Origin of the sequence: Aeromonas sp. FDAARGOS 1414 (assembly GCF_019047065.1) — a bacterium.
GTDB classification, from domain to species: Bacteria; Pseudomonadota; Gammaproteobacteria; order Enterobacterales; family Aeromonadaceae; genus Aeromonas; species Aeromonas veronii_A.
Window position 1 is genome coordinate 2,722,790 of record NZ_CP077210.1, and the last position, 21,746, is coordinate 2,744,535.

The window sequence follows — 21,746 nt, forward strand, 5'->3', positions numbered from 1 at the left end:
AAGCCCGGGGTTTGGAGAGTCACGATTATTTGGCCGGAGCGTCGTTGGCTTTGTCGATAGTGACATCCGCCACCGGTGCAGCCTCATCGGCAGGCTTGGCCTCGGCAGCCACGGTGGAACCGCCTTGCGGGGTATCACCGTGCTCGTCATGCCAGTTGCTCGGAGCACGAACCTCGCGACGCGCCATCAGATCATCGATCTGTTTGGCGTCGATGGTTTCATACTTCATCAACGCATCTTTCATGCTGTGCAGTACATCCATGTTATCCAGCAGGATCTGCTTGGCGCGGTCGTAGTTGCGATCAATGACCTGCTTCACCTCGGCATCGATGATGCGCGCAGTGTCGTCGGACATGTGCTTGGCCTTGGCCATGCTGCGGCCGAGGAACACTTCACCATCTTCTTCCGCATAAAGCATCGGGCCGAGACGCTCGGACATACCCCACTGGGTCACCATCTTGCGTGCAATGTCGGTCGCCCGCTCGATGTCGTTGGACGCGCCGGTCGAGACCTTCTCGGCACCGTAGATCAACTCTTCCGCCAGACGACCGCCATACAGGCTGGAGATCATCGACTCCAGATGCTGCTTGGAGTGGCTCCAGCGATCCTGCTCAGGCAGGTACATGGTCACACCCAGCGCACGGCCACGCGGAATAATGGAGACCTTGTAAACGGGATCATGATCCGGAACCACGCGACCAATAATGGCGTGACCGGCTTCATGATACGCAGTCATCTCTTTTTCAGACTCTTTCATCACCATGGAGCGACGTTCCGCCCCCATCATGATCTTGTCCTTGGCCTTTTCGAACTCAGCCATGGAGACCACTCGGCGGCTTTCGCGAGCAGAGAAGAGGGCAGCTTCGTTGACCAGGTTGGCCAAATCCGCACCGGAGAAACCGGGTGTACCACGGGCAATCAGCGCCGGATTGACGTCATCCGCCAACGGAACTTTGCGCATGTGCACTTTCAGGATCTGCTCGCGACCACGGACATCCGGCAGACCGACCACAACCTGACGGTCGAAACGGCCCGGACGCAGTAGTGCCGGATCCAGTACATCAGGACGGTTGGTGGCAGCGATGACGATGATCCCTTCATTGCCTTCAAAGCCATCCATCTCGACCAGCATCTGGTTAAGGGTCTGCTCACGCTCATCGTGACCACCGCCCAGACCGGCGCCACGCTGGCGACCGACCGCATCAATTTCATCGATGAAGATGATGCAGGGGGAGGATTTCTTGGCCTGCTCGAACATGTCACGTACCCGGGAGGCACCGACACCCACGAACATCTCCACGAAATCAGAACCTGAGATGGTGAAGAAGGGCACCTTGGCCTCACCCGCAATGGCCTTGGCCAGCAGGGTTTTACCGGTACCGGGAGGACCTACCAGCAGTACGCCAGTCGGGATCTTGCCACCCAGTTTCTGGAATTTGCTCGGGTCGCGCAGATAGTCGACCAGCTCCTTCACCTCTTCCTTGGCTTCATCGCAACCAGCTACATCGGCAAAGGTAGTCTTGATCTGATCTTCACTCATCAGGCGAGCCTTGCTCTTGCCAAACGACATGGCGCCTTTGCCACCGCCGCCCTGCATCTGACGCATGAAGAAGACCCAGACACCGATCAGCAGCAACATCGGGAACCAGGAGATGAAGATAGAGGTCAGCAAAGACGGCTCTTCCGGCTTCTCGCCCATCACCTTGACGTTGTGATTGAGCATATCGTTGAGCAGCTGGGGATCCGGCGCCGGGATGATGGTGGTGAATCGTTCACCAGTACGCTTGACGCCATTAATGACCTTACCGTCCATCCGCACTTCACGGATCTGATCTTGGGTCACCTCTTTAACGAAGCTGGAATAGTCCAGCTGGCGACTGGTGGTATCGCTGGGGCTGAAGCTATTGAACACCGACATCAATACGACGGCGATGACCAGCCACAGGATTAAGTTTTTCGCCATGTCACTCAAATCAGTAACCTCGCAGACTGACAGTTAACGATGAAGGTTAGGGTACTACAGTTTAAAACCGGTAGCCACAATGTAGACTTCCCGTGATCTGGCGCGGGATGAGTCTGGTTTACGAATTTTAACGGCGGAGAAAAGTTTCCGAATTTCATTCAGATAGGCATCAAAGCCCTCCCCCTGAAACACCTTCACCACAAAACTGCCGTCACTGCGCAATACCTGATGACACATGTCCAGAGCCAACTCGACCAGATACATGGCACGAGCCTGATCCACCTGCTGGGTGCCGCTCATGTTGGGGGCCATGTCGGACATCACGACATCGACCTTGTCGGGTCCGACTCGCTCCAGCAAGGCACCGAGTACAGTTTCCTCCCGAAAGTCCCCCTGCAGGAAATCGACTCCGGCGATGGGATCCATAGGCAGAATATCGCAGGCGATGACCCGACCCGATTCGCCAACCTGCTCGACCGCGAATTGGGACCAGCCGCCGGGGGCAGCCCCCAAATCCACTACCGTCATGCCATTTTTCAACAGGCGGTCTTTGCCCTGGATCTCGTCGATCTTGAAAACAGCACGGGAACGCAGCCCCAATTTCTGGGCTTTTTTGACGTATTGATCGTCGAAATGTTCTTTTAACCAGCGGGTGGAGCTGGCGGAACGTTTTTTCTGGGTCATGATAATCGGCTTTAAAAAACCACAAGGGTTATTAGTATTAAGGGCTAAGTGGGGGTAGAATACGCCCCTTTCAACCCTGACTTATGAAGAAATTGCGATGATTCTCAACAATAAACAGAAACAGTACCTCAAGGGCCTTGCCCACAGCCTCAAGCCTGTCGTCCTGCTGGGTCAGCACGGTCTGACCGAAGGTGTACTGGCGGAGATCGATCTGGCGCTGAACCATCACGAGCTGATCAAGGTTAAGGTTGCCTCTGAAGATCGCGAAATGAAACAACTGGTTATGGATGCAATCGTCCGTGAAACAGGCTCTGTAAAAGTACAAAGCATGGGTCACGTGCTGACCATCTATCGTCAGGCCAACGAACCCAAAATCCAGCTGCCTCGCAAGTAAAAGGAAAGAGCATTGCTCTTTCCTTATTTCACTTCTTCCCGAGTCGCTTGCCACAGTAGTCGCCAAGCCCTTAACCTGCGATGAATAGTTTCGGACACGCGCCATGGTTCACCATCCTATTCTGACCGACGATGAACTGACCATGTTGCGGGAGCTGGGATGCTCGGAGGCGACCCACCTTCTGAGCGGACATCTCGACAACCCCATGCTTGGCTTGCTGCAAAAAGCCGAACAGCTGGTATTGGAAGCCCGCTATGCAGGCCATCAGTTGCGATTCCCCCTCACCTTTATCCAGAGAGAAGATGGCTTTGTCGAGCCTCGGCTCGCTGCGCCAGTGATCCGGGAGCTGGGGTTTGCCCAGCCAAGAGCTTGGAGACTTGCCCAGAAAGCGACACTGCAAACAGCTCATGGAGTACTCCAAGTGCTGAGCCTTTCGCTCAATGGCATCATCGTGGAAGATCTGCCCACAGATATGATGGCGGATACTACCTTGCAGGGAACTCTGCAGATCGCCACAGAGGCGCCATTTCCCTTGCAGGCCAGGCTGGTGAGGCGGGTCAAATCTAATGCAGACCGTGCAACCTGGGCACTCAGTTTCCAGATGAGCGAGGCAAACATAGAGCGACTTCGTCACTGGCTGTTTCAGCGCCATCAGGACACCTTCAACGACGCTTACCAACCAGCCTGAAGCGCAACAAACAGGGGAGCAAGTGCTCCCCCGTCTCATCCCGCATTAACTACATCAGATGTAGGCAACGTCCAAGATTTCGTACTCCACATCACCTGCGGGCGTCTTGACGAGCGCCACATCGTCCACTTCCTTGCCAATCAGAGCGCGGGCAATCGGAGAGTTGACAGAGATGAGGTTCTGCTTGATGTCAGCCTCATCGTCACCCACGATGCGGTAGATAACCTCTTCCTCTGTTTCGCTCTTGAGCAGGGTCACGGTGGCACCAAAGATGATGCGACCATTGTTGGTCATCTTGGTGACATCGATCACCTGGGCATTGGAGAGCTTGGCTTCAATTTCCTGAATGCGGCCTTCACAGAACCCCTGCTGCTCACGGGCGGCATGGTATTCGGCATTCTCTTTCAGATCACCGTGCTCACGGGCTTCAGCAATCGCTTCGATAATCTGGGGACGAAGCTCGGTCTTGAGATATTCGAGCTCTTCGCGCAGCTTCTCAGCGCCGCGAACAGTCATCGGAGTATGATTCATAGTCGAAACCTGGGTTGCTTGAAAATAGAAGCTGCGGCTATCTGTCAGGACGCCGCAGCACTCGGTTCGGATGGCGCATCTTAATATGAAGCCAACACAAAATCCATGTCGGCCCCCTGATGCAGATCCCGCTTTATCTGTTGCTCCAAGAAATATTACTTTCCTTCCGGTACCGAAATAGGAGAGGAAATGGTCGGTTTGCCCTGCATGATAGCGATCTCTACCCGTCGGTTCATCCGGCGATTCTCGGGAGTATTGTTGGGCACCAATGGTTGGGAATCGGCCATCCCCTGCACGATCAAGCGTCCCTGATCAAATCCTGGGACCTTGATCATCTGGTGTGCCACAGCCACTGCTCGCTGGGACGAAAGCTCCCAGTTGGACTGAAACAGCTCGTCCTCGGTCGCCACGTTGTCGGTGTGGCCGGATATGGTGATTTCACCCGGTACATCCTTGAGCAGGGTCGCGACCTTGCGAATAACCGGCCAGAACTGGGGTTGCAGAAACGCCGAGCCAGCCGGGAAGGAGGCTTTTTCCCTGATCCGGATAATAATCTGCTGTCCCAACGCCTCGATTTCGATGGCACCATCCTGGATCTGATCTTTCATCTGCTCGGCCAGCGCCTTTGCCAGGGTATTGGACTGCTGCTGCGCCTTCTGAGCATCCTGAGCTGTGTCCCCCCCCGTCTGCTTGCCATCACTCTTGTCCTGACCACCTGCCTGCTCGGCCTCACCGGGCAAAAAATCCAGCTCGGTCTGGGTCATGTCCATGGTCTGCTGCATCACGGTATCAATCGGGGTTGGCTCTGGGCGGCCAGGACGGAACTCCTGGGCAATGACAGAAGTTCCCTTCGGAATATCTTTCACCTCAAGGATATTCTGGACCCCGAATGCCTTCTCCATGGACCCCGCAATCTGCTTGAACTTCTGCACATCCATCTCGGCAAAGGAGAGCAACAACACGAAAAAGCACATCAGCAGAGACATGAGGTCGGCGAAGGTCCCCATATAACCGGGCAGGCCGGGAGGCGGGCATTTGCAATCAGACATAGGGCTCCCTACTCACTGCCGTTGTTGCGTTTGGACTGGTTCAGATAGTTCTGCAGCATGGACTGGATCACCCGCGGGTTTTGGCCATCCTGGATCCCCATGATGGCATCGAGGATCAGCGAACGGCTAAGGCGCTCTTCGCCGCTTCGCAGTTCCAGCTTGTCGGCTATCGGGATGGCCAGCATGTTGGCTTCGATCGCACCATACAGAGTGGTCAAGAGGGCTACAGCCATGGCAGGACCGATAGATTTGGGATCACTCATATTGGCCAACATGGCCACCAGACCCACCAGCGTACCGATCATCCCCATCGCCGGGCCAAGATCCCCAAGGGTACGGAACACCTTGATCGCAATGACGTGACGTTCGGCAGTCAACTCGATATCCTTTTCCATCACTGCGCGCACTACATCGGCATCATGGCCATCCACCAGCATATCGATCCCTTTTTTCATGAAGGGATTGGGAATCTCGGCCGCTTCAAGCGCCAGAAATCCGCCTTTACGGGCGGCATCGGCAAGCTCAACGGCTTTAACTATGAGGTCTTCCAGCTTGTCGCCCTTGTACATAAAAGCTTTACCAGCGACCTTAAACGCCATCAGAAACTGGCCTAGGTTGAACTTCATCATGGCGATGAAGATGGAGCCCAATACGGTGATGTAGACCGATGGCATGTCGACGTACATGCTCATGGGGCCCCCCAGCAGCATGCCGTACACCACCACCCCGAAACCCAGCACTATCCCTATCAGACTGCCTAGATCCACGTCCCTACTCCTGTCACCGGTTCTTATGCCCAATTATAGTTTGTTGAATTTTCTGCTATTGCGACCCAAGCGGCAAGCATGCATCCACTGAGAATCATGGTTCATTATCGGCCAGTTTATCGAGAGTTTGAGGAGGCAGCGTTTTTCAGCCTCCCCCCGGTGGGCGGTCGATGTTAATATAAGCCGTTTTTTCAATTCCCGAGGATGGACATGGCCAGTAAAAAAATCGACCGTCTGAGTTTTGACGCCACTCTCGAAGAGCTGGAAACCATCGTTCATCAGCTGGAGCAAGGTTCCCTACCGCTGGAGGAGGCCCTCAAACAGTTCGAGCAGGGAATCCATCTGGTGCGGGCTGGCCAACAAAAGCTGGAGCAAGCCGAGCAGAAGATCCAGATCCTGCTGAGCAAGGCCGATGGCAGTGATCAGCTGACCCCCTTCCAGCCAGAACAAGGAGACGAGTGAGTGGCACTGGTCCATTTTTCCCGTCAGCATCGCCAGCGTATTGATGACTGCCTGTTGGCAAAACTTGAAGCTTTGCCACCCATGGCGCCTCGTCTGCGTGATGCCATGAAATATGGCCTGCTGCTAGGCGGCAAGCGGGTTCGCCCGTTTCTGGTCTACGCGGTCGGCGAAATGCTGGGCGTAAAGAGCGACCTGCTGGACGGCCCTGCGGCTGCCGTGGAGTGCATCCATGCCTACTCACTGCTGCACGACGATCTGCCCGCCATGGATGACGACGACTTGCGTCGCGGCCAGCCGACCGTTCACAAGGCATTCGATGAAGGCACCGCCATTCTGGCCGGTGATGCGCTGCAGACGCTGGCGTTCTCCATTCTGGCCGATCACCCCATGCCCGACTCCTTGATGGCCAACCGGGTGCGGATGCTGAGTACCCTCGCCCGCGCCTCCGGCTATCTGGGTATGTGTGGCGGTCAAGCGCTGGACCTGCAGGCTGAAGGACGCCAGATCACGCTTGCCGAACTGGAGCAGGTACACCGCCACAAGACCGGTGCGCTGATTGAGTGCGCCGTGGCGCTCGGCGCCCTGTGCAAAGCCGATGTCGATGATGCAACCCTGATTGCCCTGCAAACCTATGCCGCCGCGATTGGCCTCGCCTTTCAGGTGCAGGATGACATCCTCGACATCACAGGTGATACCGCCACCCTGGGCAAGCCGCAAGGTTCTGACCTGGCGCTGGAGAAAAGTACCTATCCGGCCCTGCTCGGACTCGAAAATGCCCGTGAGCTGGCTCGCGAACTGCATGGGAAAGCCTTAACAGCCCTGCAATCCTTGCCCTACAATACCGACATTCTGGAAGCGTTTGCCGATTACATCATCGAGCGAACCCACTAAACGCTGGATAACAGTAACAATATGAGCGTTGATATTAGCAATTTCCCCAACCTGGCCCTCGCGGACACTCCGGTCGAGCTGCGTTCCTTGCCCAAAGATCGGCTGCCGGTGCTGTGCAACGAGCTGCGCGAATATCTGCTGCGCTCTGTCAGCCGCTCCAGCGGACACTTTGCCTCCGGTCTCGGCACGGTCGAACTGACCGTGGCCCTGCACTACGTCTACAACACCCCGTTCGATCGGCTGATCTGGGATGTGGGCCATCAGGCCTATCCCCACAAGATCCTGACCGGGCGCCGTGACCAGATCCACACCATCCGGCAGAAAGATGGCCTGCACCCCTTCCCCTGGCGCGGCGAGAGCGAGTACGACGTGCTCTCCGTCGGCCACTCCAGCACCTCCATTGGTGCGGCGCTCGGTATGGCGGTCGCCGCCGAGAGTGAAGGGCTGGGTCGCAAGGTGGTAGCGGTAATTGGTGATGGTGCCATTACCGCAGGGATGGCCTTTGAAGCGCTCAACCACGCCGGCGATGTCCATAAAGACATGCTGGTGATCCTCAACGACAACGAGATGTCCATCTCCGAGAATGTCGGGGCGCTCAACAACCATCTGGCCCGGGTCATGTCCGGCAAGCTCTACACCACCATCCGCGAAGGTGGCAAGAAGGTGCTGGCCGGTCTGCCACCGGTCAAGGAGCTGGCCAAGCGGGCCGAAGAGCACCTCAAGGGGATGGTGGTGCCCGGCACCCTGTTCGAGGAGTTCGGCTTCAACTATATCGGCCCCATCGACGGTCACGATATCGAGGCGCTGGTCGAGACCCTGCGCAACATGCGCAATCTCAAGGGCCCACAGCTGCTGCATGTCAAGACCAAGAAGGGCAAGGGTTACGAGCCGGCGGAGAAAGACCCCATCGGTTATCACGCTGTGCCCAAGTTCAATCCTGACGAGTGTTCCCTGCCGAAAGCGAGCGCCGCCAAACCCACCTTCTCCGCCATCTTTGGCCAATGGCTGTGCGACATGGCCGCCAAAGACGAGAAGCTGGTCGGTATCACCCCCGCCATGCGTGAAGGCTCGGGGCTGGTGAAATTCAGCCAGCAATATCCTGATCGTTACTTCGACGTGGCGATTGCCGAGCAACATGCGGTCACGTTCGCCGCAGGTCTCGCCATCGCCGACAAGAAGCCGGTGGTCGCCATCTATTCGAGCTTCCTGCAGCGTGCCTACGATCAGGTGATCCACGATGTGGCGCTGCAAGATCTGCCGGTGCTGTTCGCCATCGACCGGGCCGGTCTGGTGGGGGCCGATGGTCCGACCCATCAGGGGGCGTTCGACATCAGCTTCCTGCGCACCGTGCCCAACATGGTGGTGATGACGCCATCTGACGAGAACGAGTGCCGCCAGATGCTCTATACCGGCTATCTCCATCAGGGCCCTGCCGCAGTGCGTTACCCACGCGGCAGCAGCCTGAGCGATGCCCCCATCTCGTCAGAGATGCAGGCACTGGAGCTCGGCAAGGGTCGTATCCTGCGAGAGGGCAAGGGCACTGCCATTCTGGCGTTTGGCACCTTGCTGCACCACGCGAAAGCGGCGGCCGAAGCGCTCGATGCCACCTTGGTGGACATGCGCTTCGTCAAACCGATGGATGAGGCGCTGGTGCTGTCGCTGGCGGCCAGCCACGATCACTTCGTCACCATCGAAGATAATGCCATCATGGGTGGCGCCGGTTCGGCGGTGAACGAGTTGCTGATGCGCAATAAACAGTGCAAGCCGGTGCTCAACCTCGGCCTGCCGGATCGCTTCGTCGAACAGGGCACCCAGCAGGAGATCTATGCCCTACTCGGTCTGGACGATGCAGGCATCCAGCGCAGCATCGAAAGCTGGCTGCAAGCCTGATAACGCTTGAAGCTATCAAACAAAAGAAGGGCGCCTCATTGGCGCCCTTCTTATTTTTGCGTTTCTGACCCAGATTACCCTTTATAGATCTTGGGGTTAAACACATCCCGCAGCCAGTCGCCCAGCAGGTTGATGACCAGCACCAGCACCACCAGACAGATTCCCGGGAAGGCGGTGATCCACCAGGAGCCGGAGAAGATGTAGTTGAAGCCGACGCTGATAAGCGAACCGAGCGAGGGCTGATCAACCGGCATTCCCAGACCGAGGAAGGAGAGTGCCGCCTCGCTCATGATGGCGTTGGCCACCTGCACGGTGGAGATCACCAGAATGGGCGACAAACAGTTGGGCAGAATGTGGCGGAACATGATGCGCGGGGCACGGAATCCCATCACCTTGGCTGCTTCCACATACTCCTTCTTCTTCTCCGCCAGCACAGAGGCGCGCACGGTACGGGCATACTGCGGCCACTCGGCGATACCGATGATCACCACCAGCATCATGATGGCGAACTTCGAGTAGAACTCGGAGCCAAAGGTTGCCTGAAATATGGCGGAGATGATGATCGCCACCATCATGGTGGAGAACGACAACTGCACATCGGCAAAGCGCATCAGCAGGTTGTCGATGCGGCCACCGAAGTAACCGGCAATCAGACCGATGACGATACCGAGCACCAGCTGCAGCGCCACCGCAAACAGACCGATAGTGAGGGAGATACGGGCGCCATAGAGGATGGTGCTCCAGATATCCCGCCCCTGGTTGTCGGTACCGAGCCAGAAGCGCTCCTCGCCGCCTTCGAGCCAGGAGGGGGGCAACTCGGCATCCATCAGATCAAAACTGGTCTGGTCATAGACGTTGTGCGGAGCGAGCCAGGGCGCCAGCAGCGCCGCCAGCACGAACACCACAAACACCGCAAAGCTGAACATGGCTACCTTGTCCCGCAGGAAGTAGTAGACGATGTCAGAGTTCTTGAATCGTGCCCAACGGCTTGGGCTTGCAGTTACAGCATTAGTCATGCGCTTACCCCTTGGCAGTCAGGTTAACGGTCGGGTTGATCAACCCGTAGAGCAGGTCGACCAGGGTATTGGTCACCACGAAGATCAATCCCACGAAGATGACGTAGGCGGTGATCAGCGGGGTATCGACCCTGTGGATCGCTTCAAGAAACAGGAAGCCGGTACCCGGCCACTGGAACACACTCTCGGTCAGAATGGTGTAGGCCACCATAGTGCCGATCTGCACCCCGCCGACGGTAATGACCGGCAGCATGGTGTTTTTGAGGGCGTGCTGATAGTAGACCTTGTTGTTATCCAGCCCTTTGGCGCGGGCGAATTTGACGTACTCGGAGGAGAGCTGCTCCAGCATCTCGGAGCGCACCAGCCGGATAAACAGCGGCAGCATGATGGAAGAGAGCGACACCGCCGGCAGGATCAGGTGCAGGATGCCGTCCCAGGTGAAGAAGCCCGACTCCCAGCCCAGCAGGTTACGGGTCTCGCCGCGGCCATAGGCCGGCAGCCAGCCCAGCTGGATGGAGAAGAGATACATCAGCATGATGGCGGTCAGGAACACCGGGATCGAAATGCCGATACTGCTCCCCGCCATGATGATCTTGGTGGGAATGCTGCGCGGGCGGATCGCCGAATAGACACCGAGTGGAATGGAGACCACCACGATGATGAGCGCGGCGGCAAACACCAGCTCAAGGGTAGCCACCAGCTTGTCGAGGATCACCTCGAGAGCGGGTCGCTTGAAGAAATAGGAGGTGCCCAAATCCCCATGCACCGCATTTTTCAAAAAGCGGCTGTATTTGATGAGGAAGGGATCGTTAAGGCCCATCTTATCGCGCAACTCGTGACGCTGGGCTTCGGAGACGGATTGTCCCACCAGCTCGCGCAACGGGTCACCCAGGTTATCCTGGATGGAGAAGGCGACCAGGCTGATGACGAACATCACTATCACGGCCTGATAGAACCGTTTCAGCAGGAATGTAAACATGCTTGTCCTTCTACGTGGCCTGTGTCGTGGCACAGGCTTCTGTTAGTGGGCGGAGTGGCCAGCTGACCACCCCGCCCCGTCCTTCCTTGCGACGTTCTCTTACTTGCTGACCACCAGGTCACCCAGGTAAGGGAAGTTCATCACGTTGACCACCGGCTTGATGTCGACGTTCTTCTTGGCGCCATAGGCCAGATCTTCCCAGTGCAACGGCACATAGGCAGCATCTTCGATCAGCATGGCTTCGACCTTCTTCAGCATCTCGGCACGCTTGGCCGGATCGGTCTCGGCATTGGCATCCATCACCATCTTGTCAGCTTCGGCGTTGGCATAACCGGCGCAGTTGTACTGGCCCATACCGGTCTTGGCATCCTTGGTGAAAGTCAGGAACTCGAAGAAGTTCGCGGTATCTTCAGTATCGGAGTGCCAGCCAATCAGCTGCATGTCAGCGGCGCACTTGTCAAACTCCGGCCAGTACTGGGCCACCGGCATGGTCTTCAGATCCACCTTGATGTTGATCTTGGCCAGCATGGCGGAAACAGCCTGGGCAATCTTGACGTCGTTGACGTAGCGGGCAGCCGGGGAGATGAAGGTCATCTTGAAGCCTTTCTCGTAACCGGCCTCTTTCATCAGCTCCTTGGCCTTGGCCAGATCATACTGGGGCACCAGCGCCTCGTTATGACCGGCATAGCCTTTCGGGCTCAGCTGACCAGCAGGGGTACCGAAGCCCTTGTTAATCTTCTCGACGATGCCCACCTGGTTGATGGCGTAGTTGATCGCCTGACGCACGCGCTTGTCTTTCAGCGCCGGGTTGGTGTTCTGGTTCAGCTCGATGATGATGGCACGGGTACCGGACAGGGTGACCAGCTGGGAGTCCTTGCCATTCTTCACACGCTCCAGATCGTTCGGCGCAACCGGATAGATCATGTCCACGTCGCCACCCAACAGGGCTGCAACACGGGTCGCATCTTCCTTGATCGGCACCACGGTCAGGTTCTCGACGTTACCCTTGGAAGCTTTATCCCAGTAGTTGGCGTTGCGGGCATAATCCAGCTTCACGCCCTGCTCGCGGAACTTGACGGTGAACGGGCCAGTACCGGAGACGTGGGTAGAGGCATAGGAGTCGCCGTTTTTGACGATCTCGGCCTTGTCTTTGCCCGCTTCGGTTTTGCCGGTGTAGAACTTGGAGTCCATCGGGAAGATGTAGGTGACGGTCTGCAGCACCAGCGGGAACGGCTTGGCGGTAATCAGATCGACGGTGTAGTCATCGACTTTCTTCACTTCGCTGATGGGATCGAAGATCGCCTTGAAGTCGACGGAGGATTTCAGGCGGTTGACGGTCCACACCACGTCGTCTGCGGTGAAGTCGTTACCGGAGTGGAACTTGACCCCTTTGCGCAGGTGGAAGCGGACGGTCTTGTCGTCAATACGCTCATACTTCTCGGCCAGACGGGGCTCGAACTGCAGGTCCTGGGTGTAACGCATCAGGGGATCGAATACCAGGTGCGACATCTCCAGGGTCTGACCGGAGAGCTGCTCCTGCGGATCCAGCGAAGTGGCGTCAGAAGCGACACCCACCTTGATATCGGCGGCTGAGACACTGAAGGCGAAACCGGCGGCAAACAGCGCCAGGGCAATCTTGGACAATCCTTTCTTCATCTTGTTCTCCATGCTTTTGGCTTTCTTATGACACTTTTTTTGACAAGCAGACCGGCGCACCGGCGCTCTCCTAGCTTGCGATTTCCAGCCCCTCGCGGGACATTCCCTTGAACTCCGGCATGAGGGAGATCAGCTTGCGGCTGTACTCATGCTCGGCATTGGTAAAGAGTTTCTCGGTCTCGGCCACTTCCACCAGATGACCGTGCTGCATCACCCCGATGCGGTCGCACATCTGGCGGATCACCGGCAGATCGTGGCTGATAAACAGCATGGTGAGCTTGAGCTCCTGCTGCAGATCCTTGAGCAGGTTGAGGATCTGGGCCTGCACCGACACATCCAGCGCCGAGGTCGGCTCGTCGCAGATAAGGAAGCGCGGGCGAGTGGCCAGGGCGCGGGCAATGGAGATGCGCTGGCGCTGACCGCCGGAGAACTCGTGGGGATACTTGAGGCCAGCACCACGACCGAGACCCACGTGATCCAGCAGATCGCCGACGATCCCCTCGATCTGGCTCTCGCTGCTCGCCAGCTGATGGAAGCGGATCGGCTCGGCAATGATGTCGCGCACCTTCATCCGCGGGTTCATCGAGGAATAGGGGTTCTGGAACACCATCTGCATCTGGCGACGCAGCGGGCGACGCTCGCGCTCGCTCTTGAGAGCGGTCAGATCGATCCCCTCGAAGAAAATCTTGCCGGTATCAGGCGGATAGAGACCGGTGATGGCGCGGGCAATGGTCGATTTGCCGGAGCCCGACTCCCCCACCAGACCGAAGGTTTCACCCTCGAAGATCTCGAAGCTGATGTTGTTGCAGGCACGCACATACTGGCGGCGGCTCGGGAAGATGGAGTCCTTGGTGACGAACTTCAGATCGACGTTCTCCACCCGCAGCAGCGCCCCTTCATAGGCACGCTCGTCCTGACTCTGGCCGAGCCAGTGGGTCTTGAGGTCGATATTGGTATCCGGCGCACTGGCATCCTCGATATAGGAGACCAGCGGGAAACGCACCAGCTTCACATCGGAGCGGGGCACCGCCGAGATGAGGCTGCGGGTATAGGGGTGATTGGGGCTGCCCAGTACCTGTTCGGTCAGGCCGAACTCCACCAGATCGCCGCGATACATCACCGCCACCTTGTCGGTAACGTTGGAGACCACGCCCATGTCGTGGGTCACCAGCATGCAGCCCACCTGACGCTCTTTGCAGAGGGCGCGGATAAGCTGGAGGATCTGATCCTGAATGGATACGTCGAGCGCCGTGGTCGGCTCATCAGCGATGATCAGCTCCGGATCGCAGGAGAGCGCGATGGCGATAACCACCCGCTGACGCATGCCACCGGAGAACTGGTGCGGATACTGTTTGATGCGCAGCTCCGGCTGCGGAATACCCACCGCCCCCATCAGCTCCAGCGCCTTGGCAAAAGCGGCCTCGCGAGAGAGATCGGTATTGGCCAGAATGGTCTCCACCAACTGATGCTCAACGGTGAACAGCGGGTTGAGGGAGGTCATGGGGTCCTGGAAGATGAACCCGATACGGGAGCCACGGATGGCCCGCATCTCGTTCTGGCTCTTGCCGGAGATAAGCTCGCCATTGAGATAGATATCGCCACGGGCGATGCGACCCGGCGGGCTCAGGAGGTCGATAACGGCGTTGCCGATGGTGGACTTGCCGGCGCCGGATTCACCGACCACCCCGACAATCTCACCCTTTTCGATAGAGAAAGAGAGATCCTTCACCGCGGCCAGCACCCCGTAGCGGGAGGGGTACTCGATCCGCAAGTTCTTTACTTCGAGCAAGGACATGTTTACCTCTGCGGGGGACATCCGTCCCAAATAATTCGTCCGTAAATCAGCCGCAGATGCCGGTTGTTACCTTGGGCAATATTTGCTCAATCCATGAGGCAGCGAAACCAGCGATCCGGGCGGGTTTTTTGCATTTTTTTGGAATAACCCGCGAGTAACTTAGACGGTTTGACCACGGGTGTAAATGATTGAGTTATACAATTCCGCAATGTTTTGTGCAGATAACCACCAATTCGGCAGAGATAAATGATGATTTTCATCACACAAATGGCCGGTGCGTCCGTACATCTATTGGTATCATTACTTTAATTTCAACAACAACGCAACAAGCAGCATTTATCACTATTTCCAAAACAATCACCAGCCCCGAATGAGTAGTGAATATTTATGTGAAATGGATGATAAACGGCAGCATATGCCGATGAATGAAAATTAAGCAGATATAAATCGGGGGATGCCAGAACGGTCATCCCCCGGAAGATGGCTCTCAACCGAGCCAGAATGCCAGTAATTGCATACAAAACAGAGCGAACAGGCCGGCGATCAGATCGTCCAGCATGATGCCTAGACCACCGTGGATCCGGCGATCAAACCAGGAGATGGGCCAGGGCTTGAGCACATCAAACAACCGGAACAGCGCGAAGCCCGCCACCACCCACTCCCAACCGGCTGGCGCTGCGATCATGGTAAAGCCAAAGCCGATCACCTCGTCCCAGACGATGGCGCCGTGATCCGGCACGCCGATGGCATCGGTGGCGCTCTGGCAGATACGGATCCCCACAACAAAACCCACCGCCAGCAAGGCGATAAACCAATAGGTCGGCAGCCCGCTCACCAGCAGGTAGAGCGGAATGGCCGCCAGGGTGCCCATGGTGCCCGGCGCCTTGGGGCTGAGGCCGGAACCAAACCCCACCGCCAAAAAATGAAGCGGATTTTTCAGATCCAGTCGTGTCAGCTCGGGCTTTATCCTGAACAAACTCATGCGAAGTGATCCCACCCTTTCAGTTGCAGCTCGACCGCTTGGTCGCCACGCAGGTAGTCGATGCCCGGCTCGCCCGCCACGATGCGGCCGATGCGGCTGAACTTGACCCCGCTGTGGGCCAGCGCCGTATCGAGCGCGCCGCGGTGCTCCTCCGGTACGGTGAAGCAGAGCTCGTAGTCATCGCCACCGGCCAGCGCCAGTTGCCACGCCTCCTGCTCGCTCACCGCATCCTGCAGCACCGGCGAGAGCGGCAGCAGATCGAGATCGATCTGGGCCCGCACGCCGGAGGCCTTGAGGATATGGCCGAGGTCCGATGCCAGACCGTCGGAGAGATCCAGCGCACTACCCGCCAGCCCGCGCAGCGCCTGACCGGCCAGAATGCGGGGGTGGGGGTGGTCGAGCCGTGGCAGCACGGCGGCCAGCTGGTTCTCGTTGAGGGTGCGTTTGCCCAGCAGGTGGGAAAGCGCCAGCGCGGCATCACCCAGAGTGCCGGTCACATAGATGCCGTCACCGGCTTTGGCACCGCTGCGCATCAGGGCGCGACCGGCAGGCACCGATCCCTTCACCGAGATGGTGATGGAGAGCGGCCCGCGGGTCATGTCTCCGCCCACCAGCGCCACATTGTAGTACTCGGCCAGCTCCAGGAACCCTTCGGCAAAACCGGCGACCCAACCTTCGTTAATGGCAGGCAAGGTCAGCGCCAGCGACACCCAGCGCGGCTCGGCCCCCATGGCGGCGAGATCGGAGAGATTGACCGCCAGCGCCTTGTAGCCGAGATCCACCGGATCCATGTCGGGAAAGAAGTGTACGCCGCTCACCAGAGTGTCGGTGCTCACCGCCAGCTGGGTATCGGGGGGCAGGGTCAGCAGGGCACAGTCATCTCCAGGGCCCATCACCACGTCCTTGCGGGCGTGGGGAACCTTGAAGTACTTATCAATCAGCTCAAATTCACCCATACAGTAAAAAGCCAGCAATAAGCTGGCTCCTCTCTTAGATGCTGACGGACAGCAGGATCAACGCTTGTTCAGCGATTTGATCACCTTGTCCAGTACACCGTTGACAAACTTGTGGCTGTCATCGGCAGCAAAAGCTTTGGCCAGCTCGATCGCTTCGTTGATGACCACGCGCGGCGGTACATCATCACGACGGGTCAGCTCGTAGGTCGCCAGACGCAGGATCGCCTTGTCCACCATGTCCACTTCTTCCAGCGGACGGGAGAGGAAAGGTGCAAACACCTTGTCCAGCTCGCTGCAGTGGAGGGCTACCCCGAACAGCAGATCGCGGAAATAGTTCAGGTCTACACCCTTGGTGTCCTGATCGATCTTGAACTGCTCTTCGATGTCACCCACGTTAGCCTTGGTCATCTGCCACTGGTAGATGGCCTGGGTGGCGCAATGGCGGGCTTTACGGCGCTCAGACGGTTTCAATGTACTTCTCCTCGTTACACGTCCAGTTCTTTCAGGACGTTGATCATTTCGAGCGCTGCCAGTGCAGCCTCTGCACCCTTGTTACCCGCCTTGGTACCTGCACGCTCGATGGCTTGTTCAATGTTTTCAGTGGTCAACACACCGAAGGCAACGGGAATTTCATATTCCATCATTACCTGGGCCATGCCCTTGCTGTTCTCGTTTGCCACCAAGTCGAAGTGATAGGTGCCGCCACGGATGACAGTACCGACCGCCACGATGGCGTCGTATTGACCACTCTTGGCCAGCTTCTTGATGACCAATGGCATTTCAACCGCGCCCGGCACTTTTACCAGTGTCAGGTTGCTGTCCTGCACTTGACCTTGACGCTTCAGTACGTCCACCGCACCGTTCACCAGACTGTCGTTGATGAAGCTGTTGAAACGGGCAACAACAATAGCAACGCGCGCCTCAGGAGCGGCGATATTTCCTTCGATAACCTTCATTGGAAATCCTGTATCTGTGCAATCAAAAGGGCCGGAGTCAAAAGTGCGCACATTCTAGCACAACAGACCCACGACAAAAACCATGGCCGCAATAGACGGCCATGATCGCGATTTAACCAGTCCGGCGCGCTTACTCGCCGGTAAATTCCACGACTTCCAGACCGAAACCGCCCTGAAGGGGATGGTACTTCTCTGGTAGAACTTTACTCGCCAACGTACTCAACCACTGCCAGACCGAAACCGCCCGGAAGGGGATGGTACTTCTCTGGTAGTACGTTACTCGCCAACGTACTCAACCACTTCCAGACCGAAACCACCGAGGGCATGGTACTTCTTCGGCGAGCTCAACAGGCGCATCTTGCTCACGCCGAGCGCCTTGAGGATCTGGGAACCCACACCAACGCGGCGAGAAGTGCCTTGCCACTTGGCTCCTTCCGGCGCCAACCCCTTGTCGGCGGCTTCAAAACCCTTGACCCTAGCCAGCAGCTCGGCGCCATGGGATTCCGCCCCCAAAATCACCAGCACCCCGCCTTCGTCAGCGATGCGGGCCATGGATTTGGGCAGCGGCCAGCTGCGGGCGGCGTGGCGGTCGGTCAGCAGCAGATCGCTCAGCACATCGTGCAGATGGACCCGCACCAGGGTCGGCTGGTCAGCCTGCACCTCACCCTTTTTCAGGGCGAAGTGAACCTGATTGTCGATGGTGTCGCGGAAGGTGATGAGGTCGAACTCGCCAAACTCGGTGGGCAGCTTGCATTCGGCCACCTTCTCGACAGTGGTCTCGTGCTGGTTGCGGTACTCGATAAGGTCGGCGATGGTGCCAAGCTTGATGCCATGCTGCTCGGCGAACACCTCCAGATCCGGACGGCGCGCCATGGTGCCATCTTCGTTGAGGATCTCGACGATGACGGCGGCCGCCTCGAAACCGGCCAGACGGGCCAGATCGCAGCCCGCTTCGGTGTGACCGGCACGGGTCAGCACGCCGCCATCCTGCGCCATCAGCGGGAAGATGTGGCCCGGCTGCACCAGATCGGCCGCCTTGGCATTGGGCGCCACAGCCGCCTGCACGGTCACCGCGCGATCGGCGGCTGAGATACCTGTGGTCACCCCTTCTGCCGCCTCGATGGAGACGGTAAAGGCGGTGGAGAACTGGGCATTGTTGCGATCCACCATCAGCGGCAGCGCCAATTGCTTGCAGCGATCCCGGGTCAGAGTCAGGCAGATGAGGCCACGGCCGTAGCGGGCCATGAAGTTGATATCCTCCGGACGGACGCAGGAGGCGGCCATGATGAGGTCCCCTTCGTTCTCCCTGTCTTCGTCATCCATCAGGATCACCATCTTGCCAGCCTTGATATCGGCAATGATTTCCTGGGTTGTGCTCAGCGCCATGGGCTACTCCATCAGTGTGCTTGGGGGTTGAGCCCGCAGGCTCAACGCAAATGCGTGTGTATGTTGCTCTAGATTGGGGCTAGCGGCTCCATTTCAATCAGAGCGGGATCACAGAAAATCGTTTTGGTGGCCAGAATCAGCGCACACCGTCAGAGAAAACCGGCCTTGGCCAGCGTCTCCATGGTCAGGGTCGAGGCGCTGCTCTCCTGACTTTTTCCCATCATCAGCCGCTCCAGATAACGGGCGATCTGATCGACCTCGAGGTTGACCTTGTGACCCGGCTTCCAGCTGGCAATAGTGGTCTCCTGCGCGGTGTGGGGCACGATCGTCAGGCGGAAAAGGTCCCCCTGCACCGCGTTGACGGTGAGGCTGATGCCATCCACCGCAATGGAGCCCTTCTCGGCGATATAGCGGGAGAGTTCCCCCGGCGCCTTGATCCAGTACTCGATGGCACGGCCGCTGCTGGAGACGCTTTTCACCTCCCCTACCCCATCCACATGGCCGGAGACCAGATGGCCGCCGAGGCGGGAGGTGGGCATCAGCGCCTTCTCGAGGTTGACCCGATCGCCCACTCTGGCGGCGGCAAAGCCAGTACGGGAGAGGGTTTCCAGCGACACGTCGGCGGTATAACTCTTGTCGCCCAGCGCCACCACGGTGAGGCAGACGCCGTTGGTGGCGATGGAGTCGCCCAGTTTGACGTCACTGAAGTCGAGATGCGGTGCATGGACGGTGAGGGCCATGTCCTCCCCCTGACGGCGCAGCTCGGCCAGGGTTCCCACCGCTTCGATAATTCCGGTAAACATGCAGATCACCTTGCTGATGACGGGGGCTGATTATGCCCCCTTGAACATTGAAAGATCAGGCTATTTTGGCGGTAATGCGAATATCCGGCCCCACCATGCGCACATCCTTGATGGCGAGCTTGGGGGCCTGGAACAGCCGGGTCAGACCCGGCAGATGGAACAGGCCGCGCCCCTCTTCGCCCATCAGTTTGGGCGCCTGATAGAGCACCAGCTCATCCACCAGCCCTTTTTCCAGCAGAGCGCCGCAGAGCCGCGGGCCCGCCTCGACCAGTACCGAGTTGACGTTCTGTTTGGCCAGCAGCATGAAGAGGCTGACCAGATCCAGCTTGCCATCCAGCAGCGGCAGCTCCAGCTGCTGCACCCACTCGGGCCACTCGCCAGACGCCTTGTGACGGGCCAGCAGCACCGGGCTCTCGCTCTGGAACAGCGGCAAGTCGGGGGTGAGCCGGTTTTGCGAATCGACGATGACCCGCAGCGGCTGGCGCAGGGTCTCCTTGGGATAGCTCGCCTTGACCGAGGGGGGCAGCTCGTCCCAGCGCACGGTCAGGGAAGCGCCATCGGCCAGCACCGTCTCGGCGCTGGAGAGCACCGCATCGTGGCGGGCCCGCAGTCGTTGCACATCGCGGCGCGCATCCGGGGAGGTGATCCACTGGCTCTCGCCGCTCGCCATGGCGGTGCGGCCATCGAGGCTGGCTCCCAACTTGACGGTCACCCGCGGGAAGGCGGTACGCATCCGCTTGAAAAAGCCCGGGTTGAGCGCTTCGGCTTCGCTCGCCAGCAGGCCGAAATCGGTCTTGATCCCCGCTTCGGAGAGCATCCGCAGGCCACGTCCACCCACCTGGGGATTGGGATCGACCATGGCCGCCACCACCCGGGCCACGCCGGCGTTGATCAGCGCCTCGGCGCAGGGGGGAGTACGACCGTGATGGGAGCAGGGTTCGAGAGTCACATAGGCGGTAGCGCCACGGGCGTTGTCACCGGCGGCGCGCAGGGCGTAAACCTCGGCATGGGGCTCGCCCGCCTTCTGATGCCACCCTTCGCCAACCACCACGCCATTTTTGACCAGCACAGCGCCGACGCAGGGGTTGGGGGCTGTGGTGTAGCGGCCGCGGCGGGCCAGTTCGAGGGCCCGACTCATCCATTGGTAATCATCTTGACTAAACATTCGGGCTCCTTTGACAACACATCTCGACTTTACGCAGTATCGTAGGTTCGATTAGCGCAGCGTAATCGGACGCGGCAACATGGGTGAGCATGGCGGTTTACTTCTCCAGCTTGGCAATCTTTTCGCCGAACTCGCGAATATCTTCGTGTCCTGAGGTAGAGAGGGGCGAAGCGGATATCCACTTGCCCATCCGATACCATCATTTCTCCAATTTGGCGATCTCTTCGCCGAACTCGCGAATATCTTCGAAGCTGCGATAGACGGAGGCAAAGCGGATATAGGCCACCTTGTCCAGACTCTTGAGTTCATCCATCACCAGATTGCCCACCAGCTCGGAGGCGACTTCGCGCTCGCCGGTGGCACGCAGGCGGGATTTGATATGGTTGACCGCTTTTTCGATGGCCTCCATGCTCACCGGCCGCTTCTCCAGTGCCCGCAGGATGCCGGCACGCAGCTTGTCTTCGTTGAACGGCTCGCGGGAACCGTTGGACTTGATGACGCGGGGCATCACCAGCTCGGCCATTTCGAAGGTGGTAAAACGCTCGTGACAGAGCAGACACTCACGACGGCGGCGCACCTGATGGCCTTCTGCCACCAGACGGGAATCGATCACCTTGGTATCAACCGCACTACAGAATGGGCAATGCATCGGACCTCCGGCGTTAATGGAACAGGGACCGGCCCGGCGGGCCAGGATCTAGGTCGGCCAGTGTAGCACGGCCATCCAAAACCG

22 protein-coding genes are annotated in these 21,746 nt (G+C 58.3%); 5 read left to right on the forward strand and 17 right to left on the reverse strand.

The genetic code is table 11. The annotated features are described in order from the left end of the window. Positions 1-25: 25 nt before the first annotated feature. Together ftsH and rlmE are read right to left on the reverse strand one after the other, a co-directional pair. On the reverse strand, positions 26-1,972 hold the full coding sequence (gene ftsH, locus I6L44_RS12095) for an ATP-dependent zinc metalloprotease FtsH (RefSeq protein ID WP_216951949.1): 1,947 nt from the start codon (positions 1,970-1,972) through the stop codon (positions 26-28). A 45-nt stretch (positions 1,973-2,017) separates the two neighbouring features. Further along, the gene (rlmE, locus tag I6L44_RS12100) at positions 2,018-2,647 is read right to left on the reverse strand and encodes a 23S rRNA (uridine(2552)-2'-O)-methyltransferase RlmE (RefSeq protein ID WP_216951950.1); all 630 of its coding nucleotides are present in this window, start codon (positions 2,645-2,647) and stop codon (positions 2,018-2,020) included. 97 nt (positions 2,648-2,744) lie between these two features. On the opposite strand from rlmE, the gene yhbY reads away from it, so the two are divergent. Both yhbY and I6L44_RS12110 read left to right on the forward strand, forming a co-directional pair. Continuing rightward, positions 2,745-3,041 (forward strand): ribosome assembly RNA-binding protein YhbY, encoded by a 297-nt coding sequence (yhbY, locus tag I6L44_RS12105; protein WP_033114153.1) that lies wholly within the window; start codon positions 2,745-2,747, stop codon positions 3,039-3,041. A 103-nt stretch (positions 3,042-3,144) separates the two neighbouring features. After that, positions 3,145-3,729: a PilZ domain-containing protein gene (locus tag I6L44_RS12110; RefSeq protein WP_216951951.1), complete on the forward strand. Its 585-nt coding sequence runs from the start codon at positions 3,145-3,147 to the stop codon at positions 3,727-3,729. A 54-nt stretch (positions 3,730-3,783) separates the two neighbouring features. Here I6L44_RS12110 and greA read toward each other — a convergent pair whose 3' ends face one another. From greA to pomA, 3 genes are all read right to left on the reverse strand, one after another. Continuing rightward, the gene (gene greA / locus I6L44_RS12115; RefSeq protein WP_216951952.1) at positions 3,784-4,260 is read right to left on the reverse strand and encodes a transcription elongation factor GreA; all 477 of its coding nucleotides are present in this window, start codon (positions 4,258-4,260) and stop codon (positions 3,784-3,786) included. Positions 4,261-4,415: 155 nt separating this feature from the next. Continuing rightward, a complete protein-coding gene (locus I6L44_RS12120; protein WP_216951953.1) occupies positions 4,416-5,309 on the reverse strand; it encodes a flagellar motor protein MotB in 894 nt (297 codons plus the stop codon). Positions 5,310-5,317: 8 nt separating this feature from the next. Then, positions 5,318-6,076: a flagellar motor protein PomA gene (pomA, locus tag I6L44_RS12125; RefSeq protein ID WP_216951954.1), complete on the reverse strand. Its 759-nt coding sequence runs from the start codon at positions 6,074-6,076 to the stop codon at positions 5,318-5,320. Between the two features lie 210 nt (positions 6,077-6,286). Between pomA and xseB the strand changes: the two genes are divergently transcribed. Genes xseB through dxs form a run of 3 tightly spaced genes read left to right on the forward strand, consistent with a single transcriptional unit; the run spans position 6,287 to position 9,319 of the window. After that, complete coding sequence (gene xseB, locus I6L44_RS12130) at positions 6,287-6,538, forward strand: exodeoxyribonuclease VII small subunit (protein ID WP_216951955.1); 252 nt, start codon at positions 6,287-6,289, stop codon at positions 6,536-6,538. After that, positions 6,539-7,429, forward strand: a complete 891-nt coding sequence (ispA, locus tag I6L44_RS12135) for a (2E,6E)-farnesyl diphosphate synthase (RefSeq protein WP_216951956.1) — start codon at positions 6,539-6,541, stop codon at positions 7,427-7,429. It begins immediately after the preceding gene. A 21-nt stretch (positions 7,430-7,450) separates the two neighbouring features. Beyond that, entirely contained in the window at positions 7,451-9,319 is a 1,869-nt protein-coding gene (gene dxs, locus I6L44_RS12140) for a 1-deoxy-D-xylulose-5-phosphate synthase (RefSeq protein WP_216951957.1), read from the forward strand. Between the two features lie 74 nt (positions 9,320-9,393). Here the strand turns inward: dxs and I6L44_RS12145 are convergent, their stop codons facing one another. The 12 genes from I6L44_RS12145 to nrdR form a co-directional block, all read right to left on the reverse strand. After that, complete coding sequence (locus I6L44_RS12145) at positions 9,394-10,335, reverse strand: ABC transporter permease (RefSeq protein WP_019445927.1); 942 nt, start codon at positions 10,333-10,335, stop codon at positions 9,394-9,396. Between the two features lie 4 nt (positions 10,336-10,339). Next, positions 10,340-11,314 carry an ABC transporter permease gene (locus tag I6L44_RS12150; RefSeq protein WP_103250976.1) on the reverse strand — a complete coding sequence of 325 codons (975 nt, stop codon included), beginning with the start codon at positions 11,312-11,314 and terminating at the stop codon, positions 10,340-10,342. A 99-nt stretch (positions 11,315-11,413) separates the two neighbouring features. Then, the gene (locus I6L44_RS12155) at positions 11,414-12,970 is read right to left on the reverse strand and encodes an ABC transporter substrate-binding protein (protein WP_106842304.1); all 1,557 of its coding nucleotides are present in this window, start codon (positions 12,968-12,970) and stop codon (positions 11,414-11,416) included. Positions 12,971-13,040: 70 nt separating this feature from the next. Continuing rightward, positions 13,041-14,765 (reverse strand): ABC transporter ATP-binding protein, encoded by a 1,725-nt coding sequence (locus I6L44_RS12160; RefSeq protein ID WP_100654430.1) that lies wholly within the window; start codon positions 14,763-14,765, stop codon positions 13,041-13,043. Positions 14,766-15,252: 487 nt separating this feature from the next. Continuing rightward, positions 15,253-15,747 carry a phosphatidylglycerophosphatase A gene (locus I6L44_RS12165; RefSeq protein ID WP_216951958.1) on the reverse strand — a complete coding sequence of 165 codons (495 nt, stop codon included), beginning with the start codon at positions 15,745-15,747 and terminating at the stop codon, positions 15,253-15,255. After that, positions 15,744-16,703: a thiamine-phosphate kinase gene (gene thiL / locus I6L44_RS12170; protein WP_026034998.1), complete on the reverse strand. Its 960-nt coding sequence runs from the start codon at positions 16,701-16,703 to the stop codon at positions 15,744-15,746. Before thiL ends, I6L44_RS12165 begins: the two co-directional genes overlap by 4 nt. A gap of 57 nt (positions 16,704-16,760) precedes the next feature. Beyond that, entirely contained in the window at positions 16,761-17,174 is a 414-nt protein-coding gene (gene nusB / locus I6L44_RS12175) for a transcription antitermination factor NusB (RefSeq protein ID WP_005343514.1), read from the reverse strand. 14 nt (positions 17,175-17,188) lie between these two features. Next, entirely contained in the window at positions 17,189-17,659 is a 471-nt protein-coding gene (gene ribE / locus I6L44_RS12180; RefSeq protein WP_005338866.1) for a 6,7-dimethyl-8-ribityllumazine synthase, read from the reverse strand. Positions 17,660-17,935: 276 nt separating this feature from the next. Then, positions 17,936-19,045: a bifunctional 3,4-dihydroxy-2-butanone-4-phosphate synthase/GTP cyclohydrolase II gene (gene ribBA / locus I6L44_RS12185; RefSeq protein ID WP_042054172.1), complete on the reverse strand. Its 1,110-nt coding sequence runs from the start codon at positions 19,043-19,045 to the stop codon at positions 17,936-17,938. 149 nt (positions 19,046-19,194) lie between these two features. Continuing rightward, the gene (locus I6L44_RS12190; protein ID WP_216951959.1) at positions 19,195-19,848 is read right to left on the reverse strand and encodes a riboflavin synthase; all 654 of its coding nucleotides are present in this window, start codon (positions 19,846-19,848) and stop codon (positions 19,195-19,197) included. A 55-nt stretch (positions 19,849-19,903) separates the two neighbouring features. Continuing rightward, positions 19,904-21,013 (reverse strand): bifunctional diaminohydroxyphosphoribosylaminopyrimidine deaminase/5-amino-6-(5-phosphoribosylamino)uracil reductase RibD, encoded by a 1,110-nt coding sequence (gene ribD / locus I6L44_RS12195; RefSeq protein ID WP_216951960.1) that lies wholly within the window; start codon positions 21,011-21,013, stop codon positions 19,904-19,906. Between the two features lie 199 nt (positions 21,014-21,212). Further along, positions 21,213-21,662, reverse strand: a complete 450-nt coding sequence (gene nrdR / locus I6L44_RS12200; RefSeq protein WP_005338880.1) for a transcriptional regulator NrdR — start codon at positions 21,660-21,662, stop codon at positions 21,213-21,215. Between the last annotated feature and the right edge of the window lie 84 nt (positions 21,663-21,746).

Excerpts from the sequence above, each read along its gene's own strand:
- I6L44_RS12145 (WP_019445927.1), bottom strand. The coding sequence starts at position 10,335 with ATGACTAATGCTGTAACTGCAAGCCCAAGCCGTTGGGCACGATTCAAG.
- dxs (WP_216951957.1), top strand. The coding sequence starts at position 7,451 with ATGAGCGTTGATATTAGCAATTTCCCCAACCTGGCCCTCGCGGACACT.
- xseB (WP_216951955.1), top strand. The coding sequence starts at position 6,287 with ATGGCCAGTAAAAAAATCGACCGTCTGAGTTTTGACGCCACTCTCGAA.
- ribD (WP_216951960.1), bottom strand. The coding sequence starts at position 21,013 with ATGTTTAGTCAAGATGATTACCAATGGATGAGTCGGGCCCTCGAACTG.
- greA (WP_216951952.1), bottom strand. The coding sequence starts at position 4,260 with ATGAATCATACTCCGATGACTGTTCGCGGCGCTGAGAAGCTGCGCGAA.
- I6L44_RS12150 (WP_103250976.1), bottom strand. The coding sequence starts at position 11,314 with ATGTTTACATTCCTGCTGAAACGGTTCTATCAGGCCGTGATAGTGATG.
- I6L44_RS12110 (WP_216951951.1), top strand. The coding sequence starts at position 3,145 with ATGGTTCACCATCCTATTCTGACCGACGATGAACTGACCATGTTGCGG.
- ribE (WP_005338866.1), bottom strand. The coding sequence starts at position 17,659 with ATGAAGGTTATCGAAGGAAATATCGCCGCTCCTGAGGCGCGCGTTGCT.
- I6L44_RS12165 (WP_216951958.1), bottom strand. The coding sequence starts at position 15,747 with ATGAGTTTGTTCAGGATAAAGCCCGAGCTGACACGACTGGATCTGAAA.
- I6L44_RS12190 (WP_216951959.1), bottom strand. The coding sequence starts at position 19,848 with ATGTTTACCGGAATTATCGAAGCGGTGGGAACCCTGGCCGAGCTGCGC.
- I6L44_RS12120 (WP_216951953.1), bottom strand. The coding sequence starts at position 5,309 with ATGTCTGATTGCAAATGCCCGCCTCCCGGCCTGCCCGGTTATATGGGG.
- I6L44_RS12160 (WP_100654430.1), bottom strand. The coding sequence starts at position 14,765 with ATGTCCTTGCTCGAAGTAAAGAACTTGCGGATCGAGTACCCCTCCCGC.
- nrdR (WP_005338880.1), bottom strand. The coding sequence starts at position 21,662 with ATGCATTGCCCATTCTGTAGTGCGGTTGATACCAAGGTGATCGATTCC.
- yhbY (WP_033114153.1), top strand. The coding sequence starts at position 2,745 with ATGATTCTCAACAATAAACAGAAACAGTACCTCAAGGGCCTTGCCCAC.
- I6L44_RS12155 (WP_106842304.1), bottom strand. The coding sequence starts at position 12,970 with ATGAAGAAAGGATTGTCCAAGATTGCCCTGGCGCTGTTTGCCGCCGGT.
- rlmE (WP_216951950.1), bottom strand. The coding sequence starts at position 2,647 with ATGACCCAGAAAAAACGTTCCGCCAGCTCCACCCGCTGGTTAAAAGAA.
- thiL (WP_026034998.1), bottom strand. The coding sequence starts at position 16,703 with ATGGGTGAATTTGAGCTGATTGATAAGTACTTCAAGGTTCCCCACGCC.
- ribBA (WP_042054172.1), bottom strand. The coding sequence starts at position 19,045 with ATGGCGCTGAGCACAACCCAGGAAATCATTGCCGATATCAAGGCTGGC.